Origin of the sequence: Cytobacillus pseudoceanisediminis, from assembly GCF_023516215.1 — a bacterium.
GTDB lineage: Bacteria > Bacillota > Bacilli > Bacillales > Cytobacillaceae > Cytobacillus > Cytobacillus pseudoceanisediminis.
On sequence record NZ_CP097349.1, the window covers coordinates 444,344 to 462,225 of the forward strand.

The following is a 17,882-nucleotide window of genomic DNA, read 5'->3' on the forward strand; positions in this document are numbered from 1 at the left end:
ATTAGACAGGATAGCTATAAAGAGGTGATCCTTTGAAGCAGATAGTGGAACTTAATGAGCAGACCCGTAATCAAATATCAGCTATAGAACAAAAATGCGAAAAGCTTGCAGAAAAACTTCTTAATAACTATAAAACAGACTTTCAAACCGGCGGGGAAAATCTGGTAGTAGACCTGATCAGAACCATTAAAGGCCGCAGTGCTTCAGAAAATGATGTATTTAAAGTTGACTATGAGTCCATTTTGGAATTGGGAATTGAAACGGAAGATGATTTTTATCCAAATGCATATATTCCCATCTGGAAATGCAAACAGGAAATGTTTCATTCCGTTGGTTACTTAACAAATCTGGATATTGATTCAATAGAGAAGAAAATGATGATTATGATTGAAGAAATGCTTGCAGACCGTGAAGAAGGGGAAAAATATGAATAAAACAGAAATATATATATTATCAGGCTTTCTTGGGAGCGGGAAGACTACACTTCTTAAGCAGCTGCTCCAGGAGGAAAAAAGCAAGGCAGGAAAGTGGCAGTCATGATGAACGAGCTTGGAAAAGTATCAATTGACTCGGACGTGGTCGATGAGGATGTACCATTAAAGGAGCTGCTTGATGGATGCATATGCTGTACAATCTCAGATAAGCTGGAAGCTCAGCTTCAGGAATTATTGATGGTTGATAAGCCGGAAGCGATCTATATTGAAACAACAGGCGCAGCTCATCCCATTGAAGTTCTGGATAGTATCCTTTCCCCCTCTTTGCAGATCGAATGCTGGTAAAAGGGATTCTTTCAGTTGTTGATGGTCCAAGATGGCTTAGTCGAAAGCTGTTAAGCCCTCAGATTCAGCAGCTATTAATTGAGCAGGTGAGGCATGCGGATTTAATTATTTTAAATAAAGCAGATGACCTTACTGAAGCGGAACAGGCCAGGCTTACAATGGAGGTACAGGGTCTAAACAGCCAGGCTTTCAGCATCTTAACATCGTACTCAAAGATTGCTGTGAAGCAGGTAAGAGGTATGACTTCCGGGAAAAAGAGCCCGGCTTCCAGTTCACATGTTTTTTCTGATCTAAGCTTGAGCACTTTTGTTTATCAGTTTCAAAAACCTGTTAACCAGACTGAATTTGAGGAGTTTCTAAGAGGCCTCCCTGATACTGTTTACAGAATAAAAGGATATTTGAAACTGCATTCATCACAGTATCCGTTGCTGTTTCAGTATTCTTATGGAATGCCGCTGTATATGCAGGAAAACATGAATTTGCCCTTGAATATGGTTTTTATAGGAGAAAATCTTGACTGGGGAGAAATGGAGAAAAGATTAAAAACCCTTGAAGGTATTCATTAAAGAAAAGAAAAATCGCACTCAACTTGTGCGATTTTTTTATTCCTTCATATGAATGAAAAAAACCTGTTTTTGGGAAACTCAATATATAATGCTGAACCGAAAAAACATAAAAAATGAGTGGAACTTATGAAAACAATACACGCAATCGTTATCTTCATTGTTCTTTTTGCTGCAGGAGCCACACACACTACTGCAGCGGAAGAGGGGATAAGCTGGAAAATTGAGATGATCCCTTGGGAAAAAGTGAATGGGATCTTGCCTAAATACAGTAAATTTACTGTTCTGGATGTTGAAACAGGCAAGAAGTTTAAAGTTCAAAGACGAGCCGGCAGCCATCATGCAGATGTACAGCCATTAGACGCAGAAGAAACAAAAATAATGAAAAGCATTTATGGAGGAAAATGGAGCTGGAAGAGGCGAGCAATCATTATTATTAATGGAAATCAGTGGATTGCCGCTTCCATGCATGGAATGCCCCATGGAGGCGGTGCACTGAAAAACAACTTTCCCGGCCACTTCTGTATTCATTTTTATGGCAGTACCACCCACCGTACCAATTACATGGATTTATCGCACAAGCTGATGATATTAAAAGCAGCAGGAAAACTTGATGGATATCTCTATAAAGCAAATCCATATGAAGTAATCAGTGCATTCATGGCTGGATTAAAACAGCAGGATTCCAAGATCGTACAGCCCATTTCCCTGCAGCCTTTGCCATGGAATAAAATCCTGCCCATCATAGAAAATGTAAGGCTGAGTGCGATGCCTGTGCTTCCTGCTGAGGATTTGACAGGCGAGCTGAGCCTGGAAGTGCCGGTGGAAGTTGACTGGTTTATAAAGAACCGCGGCAGAATGCATTTTAGAGGCAGCATCTATCTTGTGCGCTATTCACAAGCCGACGCATGGAAAGTGGACAATAAAAGATTCTTTAAGGAAAATAAGTTAGTGAACGAATAAAAGCTTGAGAATAAAATCTCAAGCTTTTATTCGTTTTCAGCAATACTACTGTTTTTCGCCAAATTTGATGAATGTGCGTTCGTCTTCCACTAGTCCGCAAGCAGCACACTGCACTCTCTTATCAGGGCCTTTATAAGGCATATGAAAAGGGGACAGCTGTTCACTGCTGTACTCTTCCAATACATTCCCTGTCTGTGGATCCATTTTAATGGATTGAGGCACCTGCTGAATAATATTGAATCGGCTTCTGTTGGTTTTACAGTTTGGGCACCGATAAGGTGAATTCATTAATCATTCTCCTTTCTGGCATATTAGCTATATTTTTTGCATTTATAAAATTATTTATGTAAAAATACATTTAGGGATATATAATGGTTCCTGTTTTGGAAGGGATGTGGCAGTAATGAGTCCAGACTATGAAAAGCTTCTGAATGAATACCGGAAGCTTTGGAATAACCGGAAACTCGAAGAGGATCATAATGCTGAAATGATATTGAAGGAAGCAATCTCCAGGGAGCTAAAGGATGAAAATTCCCATCCTAGAGTCCGTAAGACTATCTATGAAAAATTCTACCTTGCGGTTAAGAGAATTACACAGTCAGACTTGGATGAAACATCAAAAAACGCACTTATCCAAATGCATATCAATGAATGTGAATGTTTGAAATAGGAAGGGTTAAGCTTCCTATTTTTTTTGAATTCAGCAGGTATTCTTTAGGTTTCAAGATCCTTTCACATTTATCTCACAATATTAAGGTAAGATGAAGGTAAGATAGTCATAAGGAGAAATGGTATGTCAAAAAATAAATATTGGTTTTTCTTATTATTGATAATAGCAGCCTTTCTTACTTCCTGCTCAGAAAAGAGACAGCCTGCAATTCCAGAAGATATAACTTTTGCTGCTACAGTCAATATCAAGGATATGACCATATCTTATGTAGACTTGGCTAAGAAGGAGATGGCGGCAGAGTGGATTATGGAGAAACCTTATACAGGGGCTTTGATTCTCCCGGACAATGACTCCATACTTCTTTATGGAAAACAGCTGGAGACGGCTGATCAATATTCCTTAAAGGAAGGAAAACTGATTGATAGCTGGGAGACAGGAGAAGGAATTGTCAACGGCATCCTGCTTGATACTAATGAAATAGCTTTTGCAGATCAAAACTTGAACAAAATAAGGTTCTTTAATTTAAATGGAGAGGAGGAAAAACAGGTCGAGACAGAAAGAGATCCGCTTACCCTCCTTGAATCCTCTGCAGAGAAAAAGCTATTTGTCCTAAGCTTCAACCATGAGAAATTGGGAATTATCGATCTTGAGTCAAAAGCAAAAAGCGGGGAATTTACAATTCATCCTTCAGCAGCCGGTGCCTGGCTTAATGAGAAAAGCGGTGAAATCTGGATTGGCGGACATGGAGAAGGTGTTGAGATTGAACAGAATATCCATGTGTATAATACCGAAACAGGGGAGTTAAAAAAGAGGATTAAGGCTGCTTCGATGCCGATTAATTTTCTTGGACAAGAAAATCATGTATATGTCTTAAGCCATGGATCAAATATGTTATATAAAATTAATGAATCAGGGAAGAAACTGCCTCTGTATCGGTTGCAGCAAATCCCTTTGAAATGGCTTTTGCAAAAGATATACTTTTGGTCGCCGGTTATGACAGCAATGATTTACATATACTAGAGCCAAAAAATTTAAAAACGCTTAAAAATATTAAGGTTGGAGAGGGCCCTTTTAAAATAGTCATTAGGGAGAGTGTGAAATGACATGCTGAATATCCTGATTATAGATGATGAAGCAGATATGAGGCATTTGATTGAAATGTACCTGGGGAATTCAGGATTTACATGCTTTTCAGCAGAAAGCGGCTTTGAAGCATATGGCATACTTGAAAATAATGTGATGGACTTAGTTATTCTAGATATTATGATGCCGGGTGAAGATGGATTTGAAGTATGTTCTCGAATCAGGGGAAAATCAAATGTACCAATTATATTTCTCTCTGCCAAGGGAGAGGAATGGGATAAAGTGAAAGCCCTGCAGTTAGGAGGGGATGACTATATTGTCAAACCCTTCAGTCCTGGAGAACTTATTGCCAGAATGAATGCAGTTCTCCGAAGAACGGGCGGATTAAAAAGTGACATGGATTCTATTCAAATTGGAAAAATCACAATTGACAAAAAAGCAAGGAAGGTCACGGTTGCGGGGATACAGGTCACGCTTACTCTTAAAGAATATGAATTGCTTCTATTTTTTATCGAACATAAAAACCAGGCATTAAGCAGGGAACAGCTGCTTGAATATATATGGGGCATTGATTATACAGGAAGTTTAAGAACCGTGGATACTCATATAAAAACGCTGAGAATGAAGCTGGGGGTTGGTGACTATATCCAAACAGTCTGGGGAGTAGGCTATAAATTCGAGGTGCCAAGTGAATGAAATTCCTGACCAATAGCCTGGCGAAAAAAATGTGGCTGACCGTGACTGCGGCGATTATCATTACGATCTTATATTCCTACTTTCTATCTTATTTATTTTATGAAAAAATTTATGTGGAAAATGTAAGGGAATCTCTGCTTACTGAAGGGAGGAGCCTTTCTTCAGAATACATGGGGGGCCTTTGACAGAGGATCTCAGGGAAAAAATCGATTGGTATAATTCAAAATCAGAAACAGAGGTTTTTATTGTCAGTAATCCTAGAGAGCTTAGTGCCTGTCTGCCTTTTGAAATTGACTATCAGACACTAATTGGTGAAGAAGAACGTGAAGAGCTGCTAAAAGGCAGCGCAGTTGAAAAAATGGGATATGAAAAAAGGTTTGACCGAAAGATTATGGGTGTCATTATTCCGCTTCTCGATGATAATCGGCTGCAGGGCATAATATATTTATATGTTCCCCTGGCAAAAATTTCAGAGATTACCCAGGATTTTGCGTATCTTTGGTTTGCTGCCGCGATGATTTTTACAGTTATCAGCATCATTTTAGGTACCATGCTGGTTAAAAAACTGACAAAGCCCCTATTGGATATGAAGGATGCAGCTGACCATGTTTCAAAGGGGTACTATGATATTCATTTAAACATTGATTCGAAGGACGAAATTGGCCAGCTGGCAAATGCATTTAATCATATGTCCTCATCTATACAGAAAGAAGACGAAAAGAAAAAGGATTTTCTGGCAAACGTATCGCATGAATTAAGAACTCCCATCAGCTATGTAAAAGGCTACAGTGAAGCACTCATTTCCGAGATGGCAGAATCTGAGGAGGACAGGCAAAAATATTTGCAGCTGATACTTAGAGAGTCAAAAAGGATGGAACGTTTGGTGGGAGACCTGCTTGATTTATCTAAACTTGAATCAGATGAATACAAACTCGAAAAAATGCCGCTGCCTTTGGGACAGCTTATAGAGGATGCTATTGAAAAATACAAGCCTATCCTCCGTGAAAAAATTTGGATTTACAATACCGCCTGGATCCTGAAGTAATCATCAACGGGGATGAAGGCAGGATTGAGCAGATCATCCAAAATATTATGGATAATTCAATTCGGTATACAGCAGAAGGCAGAATCAGCATCCGTTTATCTCAAGAGAAAGATAAATGCGTGATTCAAATAGAGGATACAGGGATTGGGATTTCTGAAGAACATTTAAGCAAAATTAAACAAAGGTTTTATAGAGTGAATAAAGGCAGAACGAGATCAGATGGCGGTACAGGTCTTGGTCTTGCGATTGCAGAAAAGCTAGTTAAGCTCCATCAAGGTGAGCTGACTGTTTTAAGTGAATTAAATAAAGGTACGACGGTTAGAATCGTGCTGCCGCTGTTCGAAATAAGGTAAGATTAAGGAGATTTATGATGAAGAAGCTACTAAATATTTGGCTCCCGGTAATGTTCATGGTAAGCCTGACAGCCTGCAGCAATCACAATGCAGCTGAGGAAGAACCGCAATTCCTGGAAGTCGAATTATCGATTAATCCTGAAAAAGCAAAAGCAAATGAGCCGGTAGTTTTTGAAGCAAAAGTTACATATGGGGAAGAAGAGGTCACGGATGCAGATGAAGTAAAGTTTGAAATCTGGAGAGCAAATGCGGAAGAACACGAAAAAATTCTTGTTGAACATGCTGAAAACGGGATTTATCGCCTCGACAAAACATTCGAAGAAGAAGGAACCTACTATATATATTCACACGTAACGGCACGAAGGATGCATAATATGCCTAAAAAAGAATTTGTGATCGGCCAGCCTAGTGAACCTGAAAAAGAATCAGCCAGCCCGGAAATAGAAAATATGGAAGAGAATGATGATAGCGGCCATTAAAAAGCAGCGATGGCTGCTTTTTGTTTTGGATCCGGTAATTCTCCAAAAACTTTTCCTTTAGGGGCATAAATACCCAAATTCGGGTACATATACCTATAACATTTGTTACAATGGTGTAATAAAAGTAAAGAATATTGTCAGCCTAAAAACCTGTCAATAGTGATGTTTTAGTATATAAATGGTATTTGTTCAGAGCGGCTTCCACTAAAGAGAAAAAATCCAATCATTCAATTACCCATTTATGAATAACCCTAAACCTATTAATATAAGGATTTATGAAAAGGTGCAGCCCTGATTTTACTAGTTTAAAAGTCTCTTAGGTGTCCTGAAATCAGGGAGTTGTAAAATCTGTCCAAAAATATTACGAAAAACCCTGTGATATGATGATTGTGCAAGTCACACAGCACCATACAACAAAGAAAACAAACACAGGGAGGATTTAAATACATGAATAAGAAAGTTATTTACTCAGTAGCAGCGGCAGCAGCATTACTAGTATCAGCACCAGGAGCTAACCAAGCGGACGCAGCTTCAAATTGTCCTACTCCTGAACAAGCTAAAAAAATGGTAGTTTCTCAATCTGGTAACCTAAGCCAGGAACAGATCAATAGCATTCTTCAAAAATACCTTAAAAACTACAATATTAATTGGGGAAATGTTCAAGTAAATAAACAGGAAGCTCAAAAGCCGGCAGCTCCAGCAGCGCAGCCTGCAAAAGCACAAGAAACAGCAAAAGCTCCAGCAGCGCAGCCTGCAAAAGCACAGGAAACAGCAAAGGCTCCTGCACAGCAGCAAGCACCTGCTGAGCAGACAAAAGAAGCGGCACCTGCAACTTCTGAAGTAAGTGCTTATGAGAAAAAAGTACTTGAATTAACTAACCAGGAACGTGCAAAAGCAGGAGTGCCTGCGCTTAAATTGGATGTAGAATTAAGCAAAGTTGCTCGTGAAAAATCACGTGATATGCAGTCTAAAGGATATTTTGACCATAACAGCCCAACTTACGGTTCACCATTTGATATGATGAAGCAATTCGGCATCTCATACACTACAGCAGGCGAAAACATTGCTATGGGCCAACAGTCTCCTGAAGAAGTTGTACAAGCTTGGATGAATAGTGAAGGCCACCGTAAAAACATCATGAATGCAAACTTCACGCATCTTGGTGTAGGCCATGTTGCTGACGGTAACTACTGGACTCAAATGTTCATTGGCAAATAATATGTGATCGAGTGAAAGGCAGCCTCTTTAGGCTGCCTTTTTTTGTTGCACTGTCACCTGAATACTGTCGTTTACGTTATGAGTAGTATTTACTTGGACTCTATGTATGTATTCAAGCCTTCAAAGGAACATTAGTAAAAGACACTAAAATCAGAAGCAACAGGTGATTTGAATGGATATTAGAAAAGGAACAAAAGAAGATTTGAAAAAAATTATGGACATCGTCCAGCAGACTGTTAGCATTATGGAATCCGAGGGAAATGACCAATGGAACCGGACTTATCCCCAGGATCAGGACTTTTTAGCTGATATTGAAGCAGGCAATTTGTACACGGCCATCTTTGATGGAAAAGTTGCAGGTTCCATTACTGTCGATCAAACTCAGGCTAAGGAATATAAAAATGCCTCGTGGAGAAAAGATGAGCCGTGTTTTGTATTTCACCGTCTGGCAGTAGATCCAGAGATCAGAGGTGAGGGAATTGCGAGCAAGTTAATTTTATTTGCTGAAGAACATGCAGTCAGTAAAGGGATACCGTATATGAGAACCGATACATACTCGCTGAATACAAAGGCTCAAAGATTATTTGAAAAAAACGGATATGTCATTGCAGGTACAATCTTCATGGATCGGGTCAACCCTTTTTATTGTTATGATAAACTGCTTGATTAAAGCGTTTCTTCACCCTTTACAAAAATGGGTATTGCTTCTTCCTCTTGGATTAAGATGGGGAGAGAAATGGAAAGTATCCCATGTTCGAATGACGTTTCTATTGAATATTTATCAACAGGCATGGGGAGGGTAAGCACTTTTTCAAAGGATCTGCTATGTCTTTCTTTCAGAAAATAGCGCAAGTGCTGATGAAATGAAGAACATTTTCCTTTAATAATTAGTTCATTTCCTACGAGAGATACTTTAATGTCATTTTTGCAAACTCCGGGGAGCTCTGCTTCAATTTTGATATCCCCATTGCACTCATACATGTCACATCGCGGATAAATATCCTGATTAGATAGGAAACGATTGATTTTATCCTGCTCCAGTCCTGAAAAGGAATGTTTTTTATTGTGACTGGAATTCTCAGGCGATAAGGTGTCCCAAAAATCCTGGTTCTGATATTGAGCGGACATTTTTATTAAATCTTTCCATTTTTTCAGTTCCATAAAGATGCCCCCTTTATAATATTTCCGTTACATCAATTTCAGAAAATTGCATATCGACGTTTTTAGGTATTTTTATCTCCATATACCCCTCTTTGCAGCTTGCTGATGATCCTTTTTTCTGACAATAGCAGGGAGGGTTAGGATATGCTTATCGTCTTTCTCAGGAATATGTTCAATAATCATTTGGTTGGATGTGTGGTAAAGTTTCATTTCTTTTAACCAGTCCTCGTTTTTAATAGGGAATCTCACAAAAACATAATCATGTGTTTCAAAGACGGATGCATTCAGCGGTGCAGAATATGGCTGGTGATTAGTTCCAGGGGCTGCTGTATTAAAACCTTTCATAAAATCTGGTGTTCCGCTCATTTCCTGCATATTTTGAGGAAACATTTGCCCCATGATATTTCGAACATATTTATCAATATCCTCCGGTTTCATTTGATGGGGAGGATTTTTCATATCTTTATTAAATGGAAAAAAGTTCCATGGAAACATCCTTCTCATCCTTTCCATGCTAAACTGCCGGCAAGGCTAATGATTCTTCACTATGTCATATATTCTATGCGGAAAAATGCCTATCCGTTAATAATGGATCAATAAGATTTGCACAGCCCCTGCAGCCAAGGTGAAAAAAATTTCTTATTATTTGCATTAATACACTGTAATTACTAGTATATTGGTATTGATGTATATAAAATTTATTAAATACTGAGGGGTAATTTTGTGAGAAATAAAGCAGCTTTAATAACGGGAGGAGCAACAGGGATCGGGAAAAGAACGGCGTATGTGCTTGCCGCAAAAGGCATCGATCTGGTGATCAATTACCGTAGCAGTCAAAAGGAAGCTGTCTCATTATGCCGGGAACTGACCAAAAAATATGGAACTAAAAATATTGCTTTGCAGGGAGATATTTCAATACCGGCAGAATGTGTAAAGATGTCAGAATCTGCTTTAAATGATTTCCCAGTCATCGATATAGTCATTCATAATGCAGGCCCTTACGTGCATGAAAGAAAAGAGATGATGGAATATACCTTCGAACAATGGAATTATCTGATTAATGGTAATTTAAATGCGGTATTTTATTTATCCAAGCTGTTTATCCCGAAAATGCGTGAAGCTGGATGGGGAAGGATTATTACGATTGGCTTTGATCGTGTAGAGTCAGCTTCCGGCTGGATATACCGTTCCGCTTTTGCGGCTGCGAAAACGGGTGCTGCGTCTTTGACGAAATCCATCGCACTTGAAGAGGCCGGGAATGGAATTACCGCAAATATGGTTTGTCCGGGAGATATCGTCGGTGAATGGAAGGAAAAAAATTGAAGAAGCCGCAGAGGTTCAGGAAAATGCCTCACCAGTCGGAAGACCGGGAACAGGTGAGGATATTGCCCGAGTAATTAGCTTTCTGACCGATGAAAAATCCGATTTTATTACAGGCAGCATTATCCCGGTTACAGGGGGCAAAGATGTCCTTGGAAAAATTTATCAGGAATAAACTTATAAAAAAGGCAGAAGAACGGAATTCTTCTGCCTTTTTTAAACTTTCATGGATGCTGGGTATTTTTTGTTCTGAAGATAAATCAGCCTGCCTGTTAAAGTAATGGCGCCAGCTGCAAGTCCTGTAATTAAGCCTATCCAATAACCATATGCCCCCCAGTTTGAATGATTGGCTAGATAATAGCCAAAGGGCAGTCCGATAATCCAATAAGAAATAAGTGACATAATAAAGGTGACGTTTACGTCCTTATACCCCCTTAACGCTCCCTGGACAGGTGCCTGAATGGCATCTGAAAGCTGAAAGAACATGGCATAGATTAAAAAATTGGCCGTTAATTTTAATACATCGCTGTCTTTTGTATAAATAGATGCAACTTCTCTTGGAAAAGCCAAAAGGATGGCTGCACAAATTAATGCCATAATTACGGCAATGCCTACCCCGATCCAGCTGTACTCTTTAGCATCCTTAAATCGTGAAGCCCCTGCTTCAAATCCTACCACTATTGTTAATGCCATTGAGATGCTGAGCGGTATCATATAAAGAAGTGATGCAAAATTGAGGGCAATCTGATGAGCGGCGATAACGGCTGTTTCGAATGTGCTCATTAATAATGTAACTGCTGAGAAAATGCTTGTTTCGAAAAAAATCGATAAGCCAATTGGGATGCCGATCATAAGAATTTCTTTCCATTTGCCGATTGAAACAGCATGCAAATTCCTGAAAACTCCATAATTCGAGAATGGGGAATTTTTATGAATAATAAAAAATGAAATAAGCATGATCAGCCAGTAAGTAATAGAAGAAGCATAACCTGCACCTGCTCCTCCGAGTTCCGGAAATCCCCATTTGCCATATATAAGCATATAGTTAAACACAGCATTGATCGGCAGTGAAAGAAGTGTAATAATCATACTCACCCTAGTCTTGCCAAGAGCGTCAATAAACGACCTTAATACATTGTAGACAAAAAGGGGAATCAATCCTGTGCTTAAGGCTGCAAGGTAGTTGAAAGCTGTGTCATGGACCCTGTTTTCGAGATTCATTCCACTTAAGATTGGATTTAAGGAGAGTGCTCCTCCGGCAAATACAAGGACGGCCATAATGACGGATAGATAAACACCCTGAATGACAGAAAAGGCAACTTCCTCACTCTGTTTCTTTGCTCCCACCAAGTGGGACACGATCGGTGTAACAGCAAGGAGTATGCCGCTTAGACCGGTGAACACTGGAACCCAAAGTGAGGATCCAATCGCTACACCTGCCAGGTCCTGAGAATTATAGCGGCCGGTCATTAAGGTATCAATAAATGTCATGGAGTACATCGCCAGCTGGGTTACTAGTATTGGAACTAAAATCACCAGCAGCTGATGCAGCTTTTGTTTTTTGCTGTATGTCTGATTCATGATTCTTTCCTCTTTCTTTAAAGTGACTAGAGAATTATATCATACTAAACAGAGGACGGTGCAAAGCAGGCCTTTATTCTGGGAAAAACAGCTATCGTAATCTGAACAAATCGATTAAAAGAAGTGTTTCAATTATGTGAACTTTTGAATAACGAGAATAAAAATCCTTCCAACGGCGAGTATAAATATTAAAAGCAGCCATTTCCAAAACTCGACTTGAAGGAGGCAGAATGATGAGCTTCAATATAAATAGGATTAATCCAAATCAGACTCAAGTTTCATTCGTGGACGGGCGTTTTGAGACACTTACAAATGAAGAGCTGGAAGAATTGCTGACCCAGTACGGAATAAGAGAAAAAACAGATGAACCGGAATCCAATATTATCAATTGAAAGAATAATAAAAAGCACTTGCCTGTATGCAAGTGCTTTCTTCCGCTTTTCAATTAAGCCTCCAGTAATTGGGACGATTCTTGGACTGCTGCTCCATGACGCATTACATGAAGAGTATATAGATCTTTTGGGATCTCATATAAATTGTAAATATCTTCATTGGCATTCAGCTGATCATAAACAGACTTTCTCGTTTCATTTGCAAGAATGACATAAGGAAGCTTTTCTGCAGCTTTTTGCGAGCGGATATTTTCCTTGCGGATCCGCATAAAGATTGTTTCAATGCCGGTTTCAAAAAGAGTTCCTCAAAGAAAGCATCTTTTGCTAATTTGTTATAGCCTTTGCCATGGTAGGGCTTGCCGAGCCATGTGCCTAGGAAGCCGGCATTGTCCTGGATGTCATACAAATTGATTGTCCCAATCGGAGTGCCCCATTCATCAAGAATTGTGCGTGAAATCAATTCACCGCGTTCTTCTGCTTCGATTGTCTGCTTTGTAATAAACATAAACTCATCATAACAATTGGCTTTTTGGCGAACAAAAGGGAAGACATCAGGGTGCGTCATTAAATCGAATAAAGCATGGCACTCGTGAAGATCACGTTTCTTGAGCATAGGATATCCCTCCAATTGAGGGCAGTCCTACTCCATGCCAAATAGAGCCATCGGTCCACCCTCGAAATTTTTTATTATGCTGCTAAAAAATTTCGGGGTGGGAATCGAACCCACTAGAACCAGAAAACTGGTGGCGCACCATTTGCCTTCCCTATTACTATCGTTTCCGATATTAGATTGTCTGTCATAAAGAAGCAAAATTTTCACTTCACTTTAGGTATAATACTAAAAAAAATCAAAAAGGAAATAGGTTTTTTGATTATTTTTTTTGCGATTTTATGTCAAATTACACCAGCGATATTCGACACGTTTTCACGATTCCCTGTACACAAAATTTCCGCCTATCATTGTCCATTTCGGCTTGGAAAGAAAGTGAAATGGGTGATGGTTCCACAAAACTAAATCGGCATCTTTTCCTTCCTCGATGCTCCCTAGCCGGTTATCGATCCTGAGGTTTTTTGCCGGCAGAATGGTGATTCCTTCTAAGGCCTTTTGTTCGGAAAGGCCTTCCCGGACTGCAATAGCTGCACACATATTTAAATACTGTACAGGTGTGTAGGGATGATCTGTAGTGATGGAAACTTCAACACCATGCTCTGTCAGCTGCTGATACGTTTTCCAGGTTTTGTTTTTCAGCTCCACTTTAGACCTTCTTGTTAAAGTGGGCCCGACTGATACCTTTAAATTCAGCCCTTCCAATTCGTCCGCAATTAAATGGCCTTCTGTACAATGTTCGATCCGAAGATCCAGATTGAATTCTTCTGCAAAGCGGATAGCAGAAATAATATCATCTGCCCTATGCGCGTGGATTCTGACGGGAATTTCTCTTTTAAGTGCTTTTACAAGCGGTGCGAACCTTAAAGAGTCAGGGTTATCGCACTGTAAGGCCTCATAAAAGGCTTCCCTCAGCATGCCCATTATCCCCATTCTTGTAATGGAATCCTTGTTCCCATGGCTGTGAATCCGTTTTGGATTCTCTCCAAGGGCAATCTTAAGTCCGGCTGTTTCCTGGATAATCATTTTGCTGATATTTTTTCCTGCAGTCTTAATAACAGAAGTAGTTCCCCCAATTACATTGGCGCTGCCCGGCATGATATGGGCAGTTGTGATGCCATATTTCACAGCATCCGCAAAAGCCGGATCAAGAGGATATACTCCATCCATCGCTCGAATGTGCGGGCTTAGCGGTTCAATTGTTTCGTTGGCATCATTGCCTGCCCATCCCGTGCCTTCATCATACAGGCCCAAATGAGTATGAACATCTATGAAGCCCGGAAGCAAGTGGTGTCTATGGCAGTCAATAATTTTTACATTTGAATCAGACTTTAGGTTCTTGCCTGTCTTTAATATCTTTCCGTTTTCTACTAAGACATCCCCATGAAAAGCAGGGGAAGCAACAGGGTAAATGAATGCGTTTTTTAATAAAATTTTCATCACATGGTCTCGTCCTTTGATCCTGTAGTATTTGCTTTATTTTACAAAAATGAAAAGAAAGGGTGAACATTTTCTGATTGAACAAATAAAAAAGTGTAAAATAATCAATTCTACACTTTTGAGTAATAAGCTGATTTAGGTTATGTTAACTTTTTCGCGTTTTGTAAAAAATAGAATACCCCCGAACCCAACGCGATGACTATGATAGGCAATATAAATGGTTTTGCGTATTCTTTAATGTCTCTCCAATGGTCACCAAGTTCCATTCCCAATAATAAAAAGAGAACCGTCCATGGCACCATGGCTGCTATTGTATATACTGTAAAGACCGATAATGGCATTTTGGCAATTCCGGCAGGGATGGATATGGCATGCCGTATGACAGGAATAAATCTGGCCGTAAAGATCACTCCAGTTCCATACTTTTCAAACCATTTCTCTGAAGCATCCAAATGTTTTTTTTGAATCAGTAAATATTTTCCATACTTATCAAGAACAGGCCTTCCTCCATACGCGCCAAGCCAGTAAAGAAACAGCTGAGCTAATGTTCCGCCTGCAATCCCCGCAAGCAGGGCACCTGTAAAATGGATGTCTCCGGTGCTGACTAAAAAGCCGCCATAGCTCAGGACAATTTCGCTTGGTATCACCTCAACCATTAATCCAAGTGCAATGCCGGCATAACCCAGCTGGGAAAGTATTTCAAAAATGCTGGCAATAATTTCTTCCATTCTGATACCTCCCCATTAGAAATTTAAAAATCCCGGTCATTTGCAGGAGTATAATGGTGAACCCTAATATCCAAACGTATACAGCAAATATCTTCAAGGATTTTCGTTTTAGAAAATTAATCATCCAAACGACTGCTGCATAGCCAAAGAGTGCTGAAGACAAAGTTGCCATCAACATACTTCCAAGGGTTATGGCTTCTGTGTGACCGGACATCAATTCCCCAAATTGCATAACAATGCCGCCTGCGATGGCAGGAATGGATAGCAGAAATGAAAAATAAGCCGCTGTTTCCCTGTCGAGCTTTCTAAAGAGGCCTGCTGCAATGGTTAATCCGGATCTGGAGACTGCCGGAAAGATGGCGGCTGCCTGAAAGGTGCCGATAAACAGGGCATCTCCATATGTGATGCTGTCCATCTTTTTGGCACCTTTCTTAACACCGTCAGCAATCCAGAGTATGAACCCCGTAAATAGAAATTCCCAGCCGATTGTAACCCCGGATTTTGAAATTGAATCAAACATGTCACTCAGCAGCAGCCCAACGATTACGGCTGGAATCGTACCGACAATCAGAAGGATAGATAGCTTGCCGAATGGCTTCTTTACGATTTGAAGCAATTCATTTTTGTATACGACAAGGACTGCCAGTAAAGTTCCTATATGCAGCATTGTATCAAGGAAGAGGCCTGCCTCATCAAGCCCAAATAGATGTCTCCCCAAATATAAATGTCCTGTACTGGATATAGGCAGGAACTCTGTGAGCCCCTGTATGATTCCCAGAATGAAAGCCTCCAGCTTTGACATCATCTATATATCACCTTCCTAAGCAGGTAAAAAATTTGGCAAAGTCATGACGCAATGCCTGTCTTTAACATTTGTATTCAAGTTGTCCTAATCAAGAACTTGAAATTAAGGTTTTACGGATTTTATGGATGGGTGCAAAAATTAAAAAATACATGAAACCTTTTAAAATGAATAACGTAAATAATATAGAAGAAATCATAATATAGATTGAGGATTATTAGGAGGAAACAGAATGAATGATTATAAAATGCCTTCCAATGATGAAAGGCTTTTAGCAGCAGCCATCTATGTAACCAGTTTTTTTACAACTTTTATCGGACCGCTGATCATTTGGCTCTTAAAAAAGAATGACTCGGAGTTTGTAGATTATCATGGCAAGGAATATTTAAATTTTTTAATTTCCTATACGATTTACAGCGTCATCAGCGTAGTGCTTATGATCATCTTAATTGGGGTGATTACTATTTGGATCGTGGGAATTCTTGCTTTCGTCTTCACAATAGTAGCTGCTGTCAAAGCGTATGAAGGCAAGGAGTACAGAATACCTTTAGTTTTCAGGATTTTAAAGTAATTAAACAGAGTCCAGGGCCGTTGCCACTGGGCTTTTTTTAATGGATAATTAATTCTGCAGAGCTTTTAGTTATACAGTACACGGGGTGATGTAATGAATAGACTCGATAACAAACAAAGGATGCTCAAGCTTATGGAGATTCTAAGAGAGCAAACTGATGAAGAAAATGAATATACACTGGACGATATAACTGAATGCTTTAAAAAGGAATATGGACCTGATGTGAAATTAAACAAAAACTCACTGAGGGACGATATTGAGCATCTGATTGAAGCGAAATTCGATATTACCATCAACCAGGAAAAAGAGGGGATGCCGAAGTTCTACAGCCATCAATACCGTCTATTCGAGCTTTATGAATTGCGTATGCTGATTGATGCTGTTGCTTCTGCACGCTTTATTACGAAAGATGAGACGAAACAGCTGATCCGGAAAATTAAGAAGCTGACAAGCCTTCATCATGCCAAAAAGCTGCATAATGAAATTTTGATCGATTCCTCTGTAAAAAGTGAAAGCAAACTGGTTCGGCTGGCTATCAATGATTTGCATGAAGCCATTTCCGAGCGGAGAATCGTCACATTTCAATATGGAAGATATAATCTTAACAAGTAATTTGTTTTAAGCCACAATGGAGGGCAATACAGGGTCAAGCCGCTGGCGCTCACCTGGGTAAATGATTTTTATTATTTAATAGCCTATTACTTTGCTAAAGAAGAAATCCGCCATTATCGGATCGACCGTCTGCGCAATGTGAATATAACGGAAGAACAGTTTGCATATGAACCCTTTGATGTATCCAGGTATGTGAGCTCAACCTTTCATATGTATGCCGGCTCTGAAGAGTGGATAAAAATCCGGTTCCATAACGATCTGATCAACGTGATAATTGATAAATTCGGGCGGGATGCAGACATAAGAAAGCTTGATGAAAACTATTTCGTTTTAACAGCAAAAGCCATTGTGAGTGATGGTCTTGTCAAATGGCTCCTCAACTGGGGTAACCAGGCGAAGGTACTCTCGCCGTCCTCACTCATTGATCAAGTAACAAACGAAATCCGCAATATGATGTCTGTTTATGAAAAAGAAACGGATTAACCCTTCTTTATCTATTAAACTTTGAAGCGCTCCAGGATTGGGGCGTTTTTTTTGTTTAAAAACAATTGAATTACCAGTGAACGTTTTAGGAACTTGCACGTCATATGAATGACATAACAAATAAGGGAGGACAACATAATGGAATTTTTAGAAAGCATTAACTGGGCAATTCTTGCACCTATAGTCATCATTCAGCTTATATTAATCGCCATTGCCATTATTGATCTGGTAAAAATAGAAAAAGCAAATGGGCCTAAATGGGTATGGGCTCTTATTATTTTATTTATAAACCTGCTGGGGCCAATTATTTACTTTATTTTTGGAAGGAGAAGCTGA

22 protein-coding genes and 5 pseudogenes are annotated in these 17,882 nt (G+C 39.6%); 19 read left to right on the plus strand and 8 right to left on the minus strand.

Features of this window, described 5'->3' with window-relative positions; genetic code table 11:
- The first annotated feature begins 32 nt into the window (after window positions 1-32).
- From M5V91_RS02455 to M5V91_RS02465, 3 genes and pseudogenes are all read left to right on the plus strand, one after another.
- Window positions 33-434 carry a hypothetical protein gene (locus M5V91_RS02455; protein WP_217026248.1) on the plus strand — a complete coding sequence of 134 codons (402 nt, stop codon included), beginning with the start codon at window positions 33-35 and terminating at the stop codon, window positions 432-434.
- Window positions 427-1,345: pseudogene (locus M5V91_RS02460) on the plus strand (CobW family GTP-binding protein). The gene M5V91_RS02455 and the pseudogene M5V91_RS02460 overlap by 8 nt, the downstream one beginning before the upstream one ends.
- A 126-nt stretch (window positions 1,346-1,471) precedes the next feature.
- Window positions 1,472-2,305 carry a hypothetical protein gene (locus M5V91_RS02465; RefSeq protein WP_009332566.1) on the plus strand — a complete coding sequence of 278 codons (834 nt, stop codon included), beginning with the start codon at window positions 1,472-1,474 and terminating at the stop codon, window positions 2,303-2,305.
- A 45-nt stretch (window positions 2,306-2,350) separates the two neighbouring features.
- Here the strand turns inward: M5V91_RS02465 and M5V91_RS02470 are convergent, their stop codons facing one another.
- Complete coding sequence (locus M5V91_RS02470; protein WP_009332565.1) at window positions 2,351-2,593, minus strand: hypothetical protein; 243 nt, start codon at window positions 2,591-2,593, stop codon at window positions 2,351-2,353.
- A 115-nt stretch (window positions 2,594-2,708) separates the two neighbouring features.
- Between M5V91_RS02470 and yoyC the strand changes: the two genes are divergently transcribed.
- The 9 genes from yoyC to M5V91_RS02505 all read left to right on the plus strand — a co-directional run bounded on the left by yoyC (window position 2,709) and on the right by M5V91_RS02505 (window position 8,519).
- Window positions 2,709-2,975, plus strand: coding sequence for a protein YoyC (gene yoyC, locus M5V91_RS02475; RefSeq protein WP_009332564.1), 267 nt, complete (start codon window positions 2,709-2,711; stop codon window positions 2,973-2,975).
- A gap of 123 nt (window positions 2,976-3,098) precedes the next feature.
- A complete protein-coding gene (locus M5V91_RS02480) occupies window positions 3,099-3,995 on the plus strand; it encodes a YncE family protein (protein WP_284521702.1) in 897 nt (298 codons plus the stop codon).
- A gap of 84 nt (window positions 3,996-4,079) precedes the next feature.
- Window positions 4,080-4,754, plus strand: a complete 675-nt coding sequence (locus tag M5V91_RS02485; RefSeq protein ID WP_009332562.1) for a response regulator transcription factor — start codon at window positions 4,080-4,082, stop codon at window positions 4,752-4,754.
- Window positions 4,751-4,939 carry a hypothetical protein gene (locus M5V91_RS30860; protein WP_439649954.1) on the plus strand — a complete coding sequence of 63 codons (189 nt, stop codon included), beginning with the start codon at window positions 4,751-4,753 and terminating at the stop codon, window positions 4,937-4,939. Before M5V91_RS02485 ends, M5V91_RS30860 begins: the two co-directional genes overlap by 4 nt.
- Window positions 4,936-5,799, plus strand: a complete 864-nt coding sequence (locus M5V91_RS30865) for a sensor histidine kinase (RefSeq protein WP_439649955.1) — start codon at window positions 4,936-4,938, stop codon at window positions 5,797-5,799. Before M5V91_RS30860 ends, M5V91_RS30865 begins: the two co-directional genes overlap by 4 nt.
- Window positions 5,766-6,152 (plus strand): sensor histidine kinase, encoded by a 387-nt coding sequence (locus tag M5V91_RS30870; protein ID WP_439649956.1) that lies wholly within the window; start codon window positions 5,766-5,768, stop codon window positions 6,150-6,152. The genes M5V91_RS30865 and M5V91_RS30870 overlap by 34 nt, the downstream gene beginning before the upstream one ends.
- A gap of 17 nt (window positions 6,153-6,169) precedes the next feature.
- Window positions 6,170-6,631, plus strand: coding sequence for a FixH family protein (locus tag M5V91_RS02495; RefSeq protein WP_019379681.1), 462 nt, complete (start codon window positions 6,170-6,172; stop codon window positions 6,629-6,631).
- Between the two features lie 447 nt (window positions 6,632-7,078).
- Window positions 7,079-7,849 carry a CAP domain-containing protein gene (locus M5V91_RS02500; protein WP_009332559.1) on the plus strand — a complete coding sequence of 257 codons (771 nt, stop codon included), beginning with the start codon at window positions 7,079-7,081 and terminating at the stop codon, window positions 7,847-7,849.
- Window positions 7,850-8,021: 172 nt separating this feature from the next.
- Window positions 8,022-8,519, plus strand: coding sequence for a GNAT family N-acetyltransferase (locus M5V91_RS02505; protein WP_251175770.1), 498 nt, complete (start codon window positions 8,022-8,024; stop codon window positions 8,517-8,519).
- Here M5V91_RS02505 and M5V91_RS02510 read toward each other — a convergent pair.
- Entirely contained in the window at window positions 8,516-9,010 is a 495-nt protein-coding gene (locus M5V91_RS02510) for an Hsp20/alpha crystallin family protein (protein WP_251175769.1), read from the minus strand. The two genes, M5V91_RS02505 and M5V91_RS02510, sit on opposite strands and share 4 nt — an antisense overlap.
- 13 nt (window positions 9,011-9,023) lie before the next feature.
- A pseudogene (locus M5V91_RS02515) lies at window positions 9,024-9,505 on the minus strand (Hsp20/alpha crystallin family protein).
- A 228-nt stretch (window positions 9,506-9,733) separates the two neighbouring features.
- Here M5V91_RS02515 and M5V91_RS02520 point away from each other — a divergent pair.
- A pseudogene (locus M5V91_RS02520) lies at window positions 9,734-10,505 on the plus strand (SDR family oxidoreductase).
- 41 nt (window positions 10,506-10,546) lie between these two features.
- On the opposite strand, the gene M5V91_RS02525 reads toward M5V91_RS02520, so the two are convergent.
- Window positions 10,547-11,911 (minus strand): MATE family efflux transporter, encoded by a 1,365-nt coding sequence (locus tag M5V91_RS02525; protein ID WP_009332551.1) that lies wholly within the window; start codon window positions 11,909-11,911, stop codon window positions 10,547-10,549.
- 230 nt (window positions 11,912-12,141) lie between these two features.
- Between M5V91_RS02525 and M5V91_RS02530 the strand changes: the two genes are divergently transcribed.
- A complete protein-coding gene (locus tag M5V91_RS02530) occupies window positions 12,142-12,303 on the plus strand; it encodes a hypothetical protein (RefSeq protein WP_009332549.1) in 162 nt (53 codons plus the stop codon).
- Between the two features lie 53 nt (window positions 12,304-12,356).
- On the opposite strand, the pseudogene M5V91_RS02535 reads toward M5V91_RS02530, so the two are convergent.
- The 4 genes and pseudogenes from M5V91_RS02535 to M5V91_RS02550 all read right to left on the minus strand — a co-directional run bounded on the left by M5V91_RS02535 (window position 12,357) and on the right by M5V91_RS02550 (window position 15,880).
- Window positions 12,357-12,916 (minus strand): annotated as a pseudogene (locus M5V91_RS02535) (GNAT family N-acetyltransferase).
- Between the two features lie 312 nt (window positions 12,917-13,228).
- Window positions 13,229-14,353, minus strand: a complete 1,125-nt coding sequence (locus M5V91_RS02540; protein WP_026041550.1) for an amidohydrolase — start codon at window positions 14,351-14,353, stop codon at window positions 13,229-13,231.
- Between the two features lie 137 nt (window positions 14,354-14,490).
- Window positions 14,491-15,078: an undecaprenyl phosphate transporter UptA gene (gene uptA / locus M5V91_RS02545; protein WP_284521703.1), complete on the minus strand. Its 588-nt coding sequence runs from the start codon at window positions 15,076-15,078 to the stop codon at window positions 14,491-14,493.
- Entirely contained in the window at window positions 15,050-15,880 is an 831-nt protein-coding gene (locus tag M5V91_RS02550; protein ID WP_284522238.1) for an undecaprenyl-diphosphate phosphatase, read from the minus strand. Before M5V91_RS02550 ends, uptA begins: the two co-directional genes overlap by 29 nt.
- Window positions 15,881-16,112: 232 nt before the next feature.
- Here M5V91_RS02550 and M5V91_RS02555 point away from each other — a divergent pair, with 232 nt between their 5' ends.
- The 5 genes and pseudogenes from M5V91_RS02555 (at window position 16,113) to M5V91_RS02570 (ending at window position 17,882) form a co-directional block, all read left to right on the plus strand.
- Window positions 16,113-16,451, plus strand: coding sequence for a DUF4870 domain-containing protein (locus tag M5V91_RS02555; protein WP_009332537.1), 339 nt, complete (start codon window positions 16,113-16,115; stop codon window positions 16,449-16,451).
- 93 nt (window positions 16,452-16,544) lie between these two features.
- Window positions 16,545-17,063 (plus strand): hypothetical protein, encoded by a 519-nt coding sequence (locus tag M5V91_RS02560; RefSeq protein WP_284521704.1) that lies wholly within the window; start codon window positions 16,545-16,547, stop codon window positions 17,061-17,063.
- A 36-nt stretch (window positions 17,064-17,099) separates the two neighbouring features.
- Window positions 17,100-17,195, plus strand: a pseudogene (locus tag M5V91_RS31070) (WYL domain-containing protein); the annotation flags it as partial.
- A gap of 6 nt (window positions 17,196-17,201) precedes the next feature.
- The gene (locus M5V91_RS02565) at window positions 17,202-17,546 is read left to right on the plus strand and encodes a WYL domain-containing protein (protein WP_500797315.1); all 345 of its coding nucleotides are present in this window, start codon (window positions 17,202-17,204) and stop codon (window positions 17,544-17,546) included.
- 138 nt (window positions 17,547-17,684) lie between these two features.
- Entirely contained in the window at window positions 17,685-17,882 is a 198-nt protein-coding gene (locus M5V91_RS02570) for a PLD nuclease N-terminal domain-containing protein (protein WP_009332533.1), read from the plus strand.

What these genes read in the sequence shown, in the direction of transcription:
- M5V91_RS02465 (WP_009332566.1), top strand. Translation starts at nt 1,472, where the DNA reads ATGAAAACAATACACGCAATCGTTATCTTCATTGTTCTTTTTGCTGCA.
- M5V91_RS02470 (WP_009332565.1), bottom strand. Translation starts at nt 2,593, where the DNA reads ATGAATTCACCTTATCGGTGCCCAAACTGTAAAACCAACAGAAGCCGA.
- yoyC (WP_009332564.1), top strand. Translation starts at nt 2,709, where the DNA reads ATGAGTCCAGACTATGAAAAGCTTCTGAATGAATACCGGAAGCTTTGG.
- M5V91_RS02480 (WP_284521702.1), top strand. Translation starts at nt 3,099, where the DNA reads ATGTCAAAAAATAAATATTGGTTTTTCTTATTATTGATAATAGCAGCC.
- M5V91_RS02485 (WP_009332562.1), top strand. Translation starts at nt 4,080, where the DNA reads ATGCTGAATATCCTGATTATAGATGATGAAGCAGATATGAGGCATTTG.
- M5V91_RS30860 (WP_439649954.1), top strand. Translation starts at nt 4,751, where the DNA reads ATGAAATTCCTGACCAATAGCCTGGCGAAAAAAATGTGGCTGACCGTG.
- M5V91_RS02495 (WP_019379681.1), top strand. Translation starts at nt 6,170, where the DNA reads ATGAAGAAGCTACTAAATATTTGGCTCCCGGTAATGTTCATGGTAAGC.
- M5V91_RS02500 (WP_009332559.1), top strand. Translation starts at nt 7,079, where the DNA reads ATGAATAAGAAAGTTATTTACTCAGTAGCAGCGGCAGCAGCATTACTA.
- M5V91_RS02505 (WP_251175770.1), top strand. Translation starts at nt 8,022, where the DNA reads ATGGATATTAGAAAAGGAACAAAAGAAGATTTGAAAAAAATTATGGAC.
- M5V91_RS02510 (WP_251175769.1), bottom strand. Translation starts at nt 9,010, where the DNA reads ATGGAACTGAAAAAATGGAAAGATTTAATAAAAATGTCCGCTCAATAT.
- M5V91_RS02525 (WP_009332551.1), bottom strand. Translation starts at nt 11,911, where the DNA reads ATGAATCAGACATACAGCAAAAAACAAAAGCTGCATCAGCTGCTGGTG.
- M5V91_RS02530 (WP_009332549.1), top strand. Translation starts at nt 12,142, where the DNA reads ATGATGAGCTTCAATATAAATAGGATTAATCCAAATCAGACTCAAGTT.
- uptA (WP_284521703.1), bottom strand. Translation starts at nt 15,078, where the DNA reads ATGGAAGAAATTATTGCCAGCATTTTTGAAATACTTTCCCAGCTGGGT.
- M5V91_RS02550 (WP_284522238.1), bottom strand. Translation starts at nt 15,880, where the DNA reads ATGTCAAAGCTGGAGGCTTTCATTCTGGGAATCATACAGGGGCTCACA.
- M5V91_RS02555 (WP_009332537.1), top strand. Translation starts at nt 16,113, where the DNA reads ATGAATGATTATAAAATGCCTTCCAATGATGAAAGGCTTTTAGCAGCA.
- M5V91_RS02560 (WP_284521704.1), top strand. Translation starts at nt 16,545, where the DNA reads ATGAATAGACTCGATAACAAACAAAGGATGCTCAAGCTTATGGAGATT.
- M5V91_RS02570 (WP_009332533.1), top strand. Translation starts at nt 17,685, where the DNA reads ATGGAATTTTTAGAAAGCATTAACTGGGCAATTCTTGCACCTATAGTC.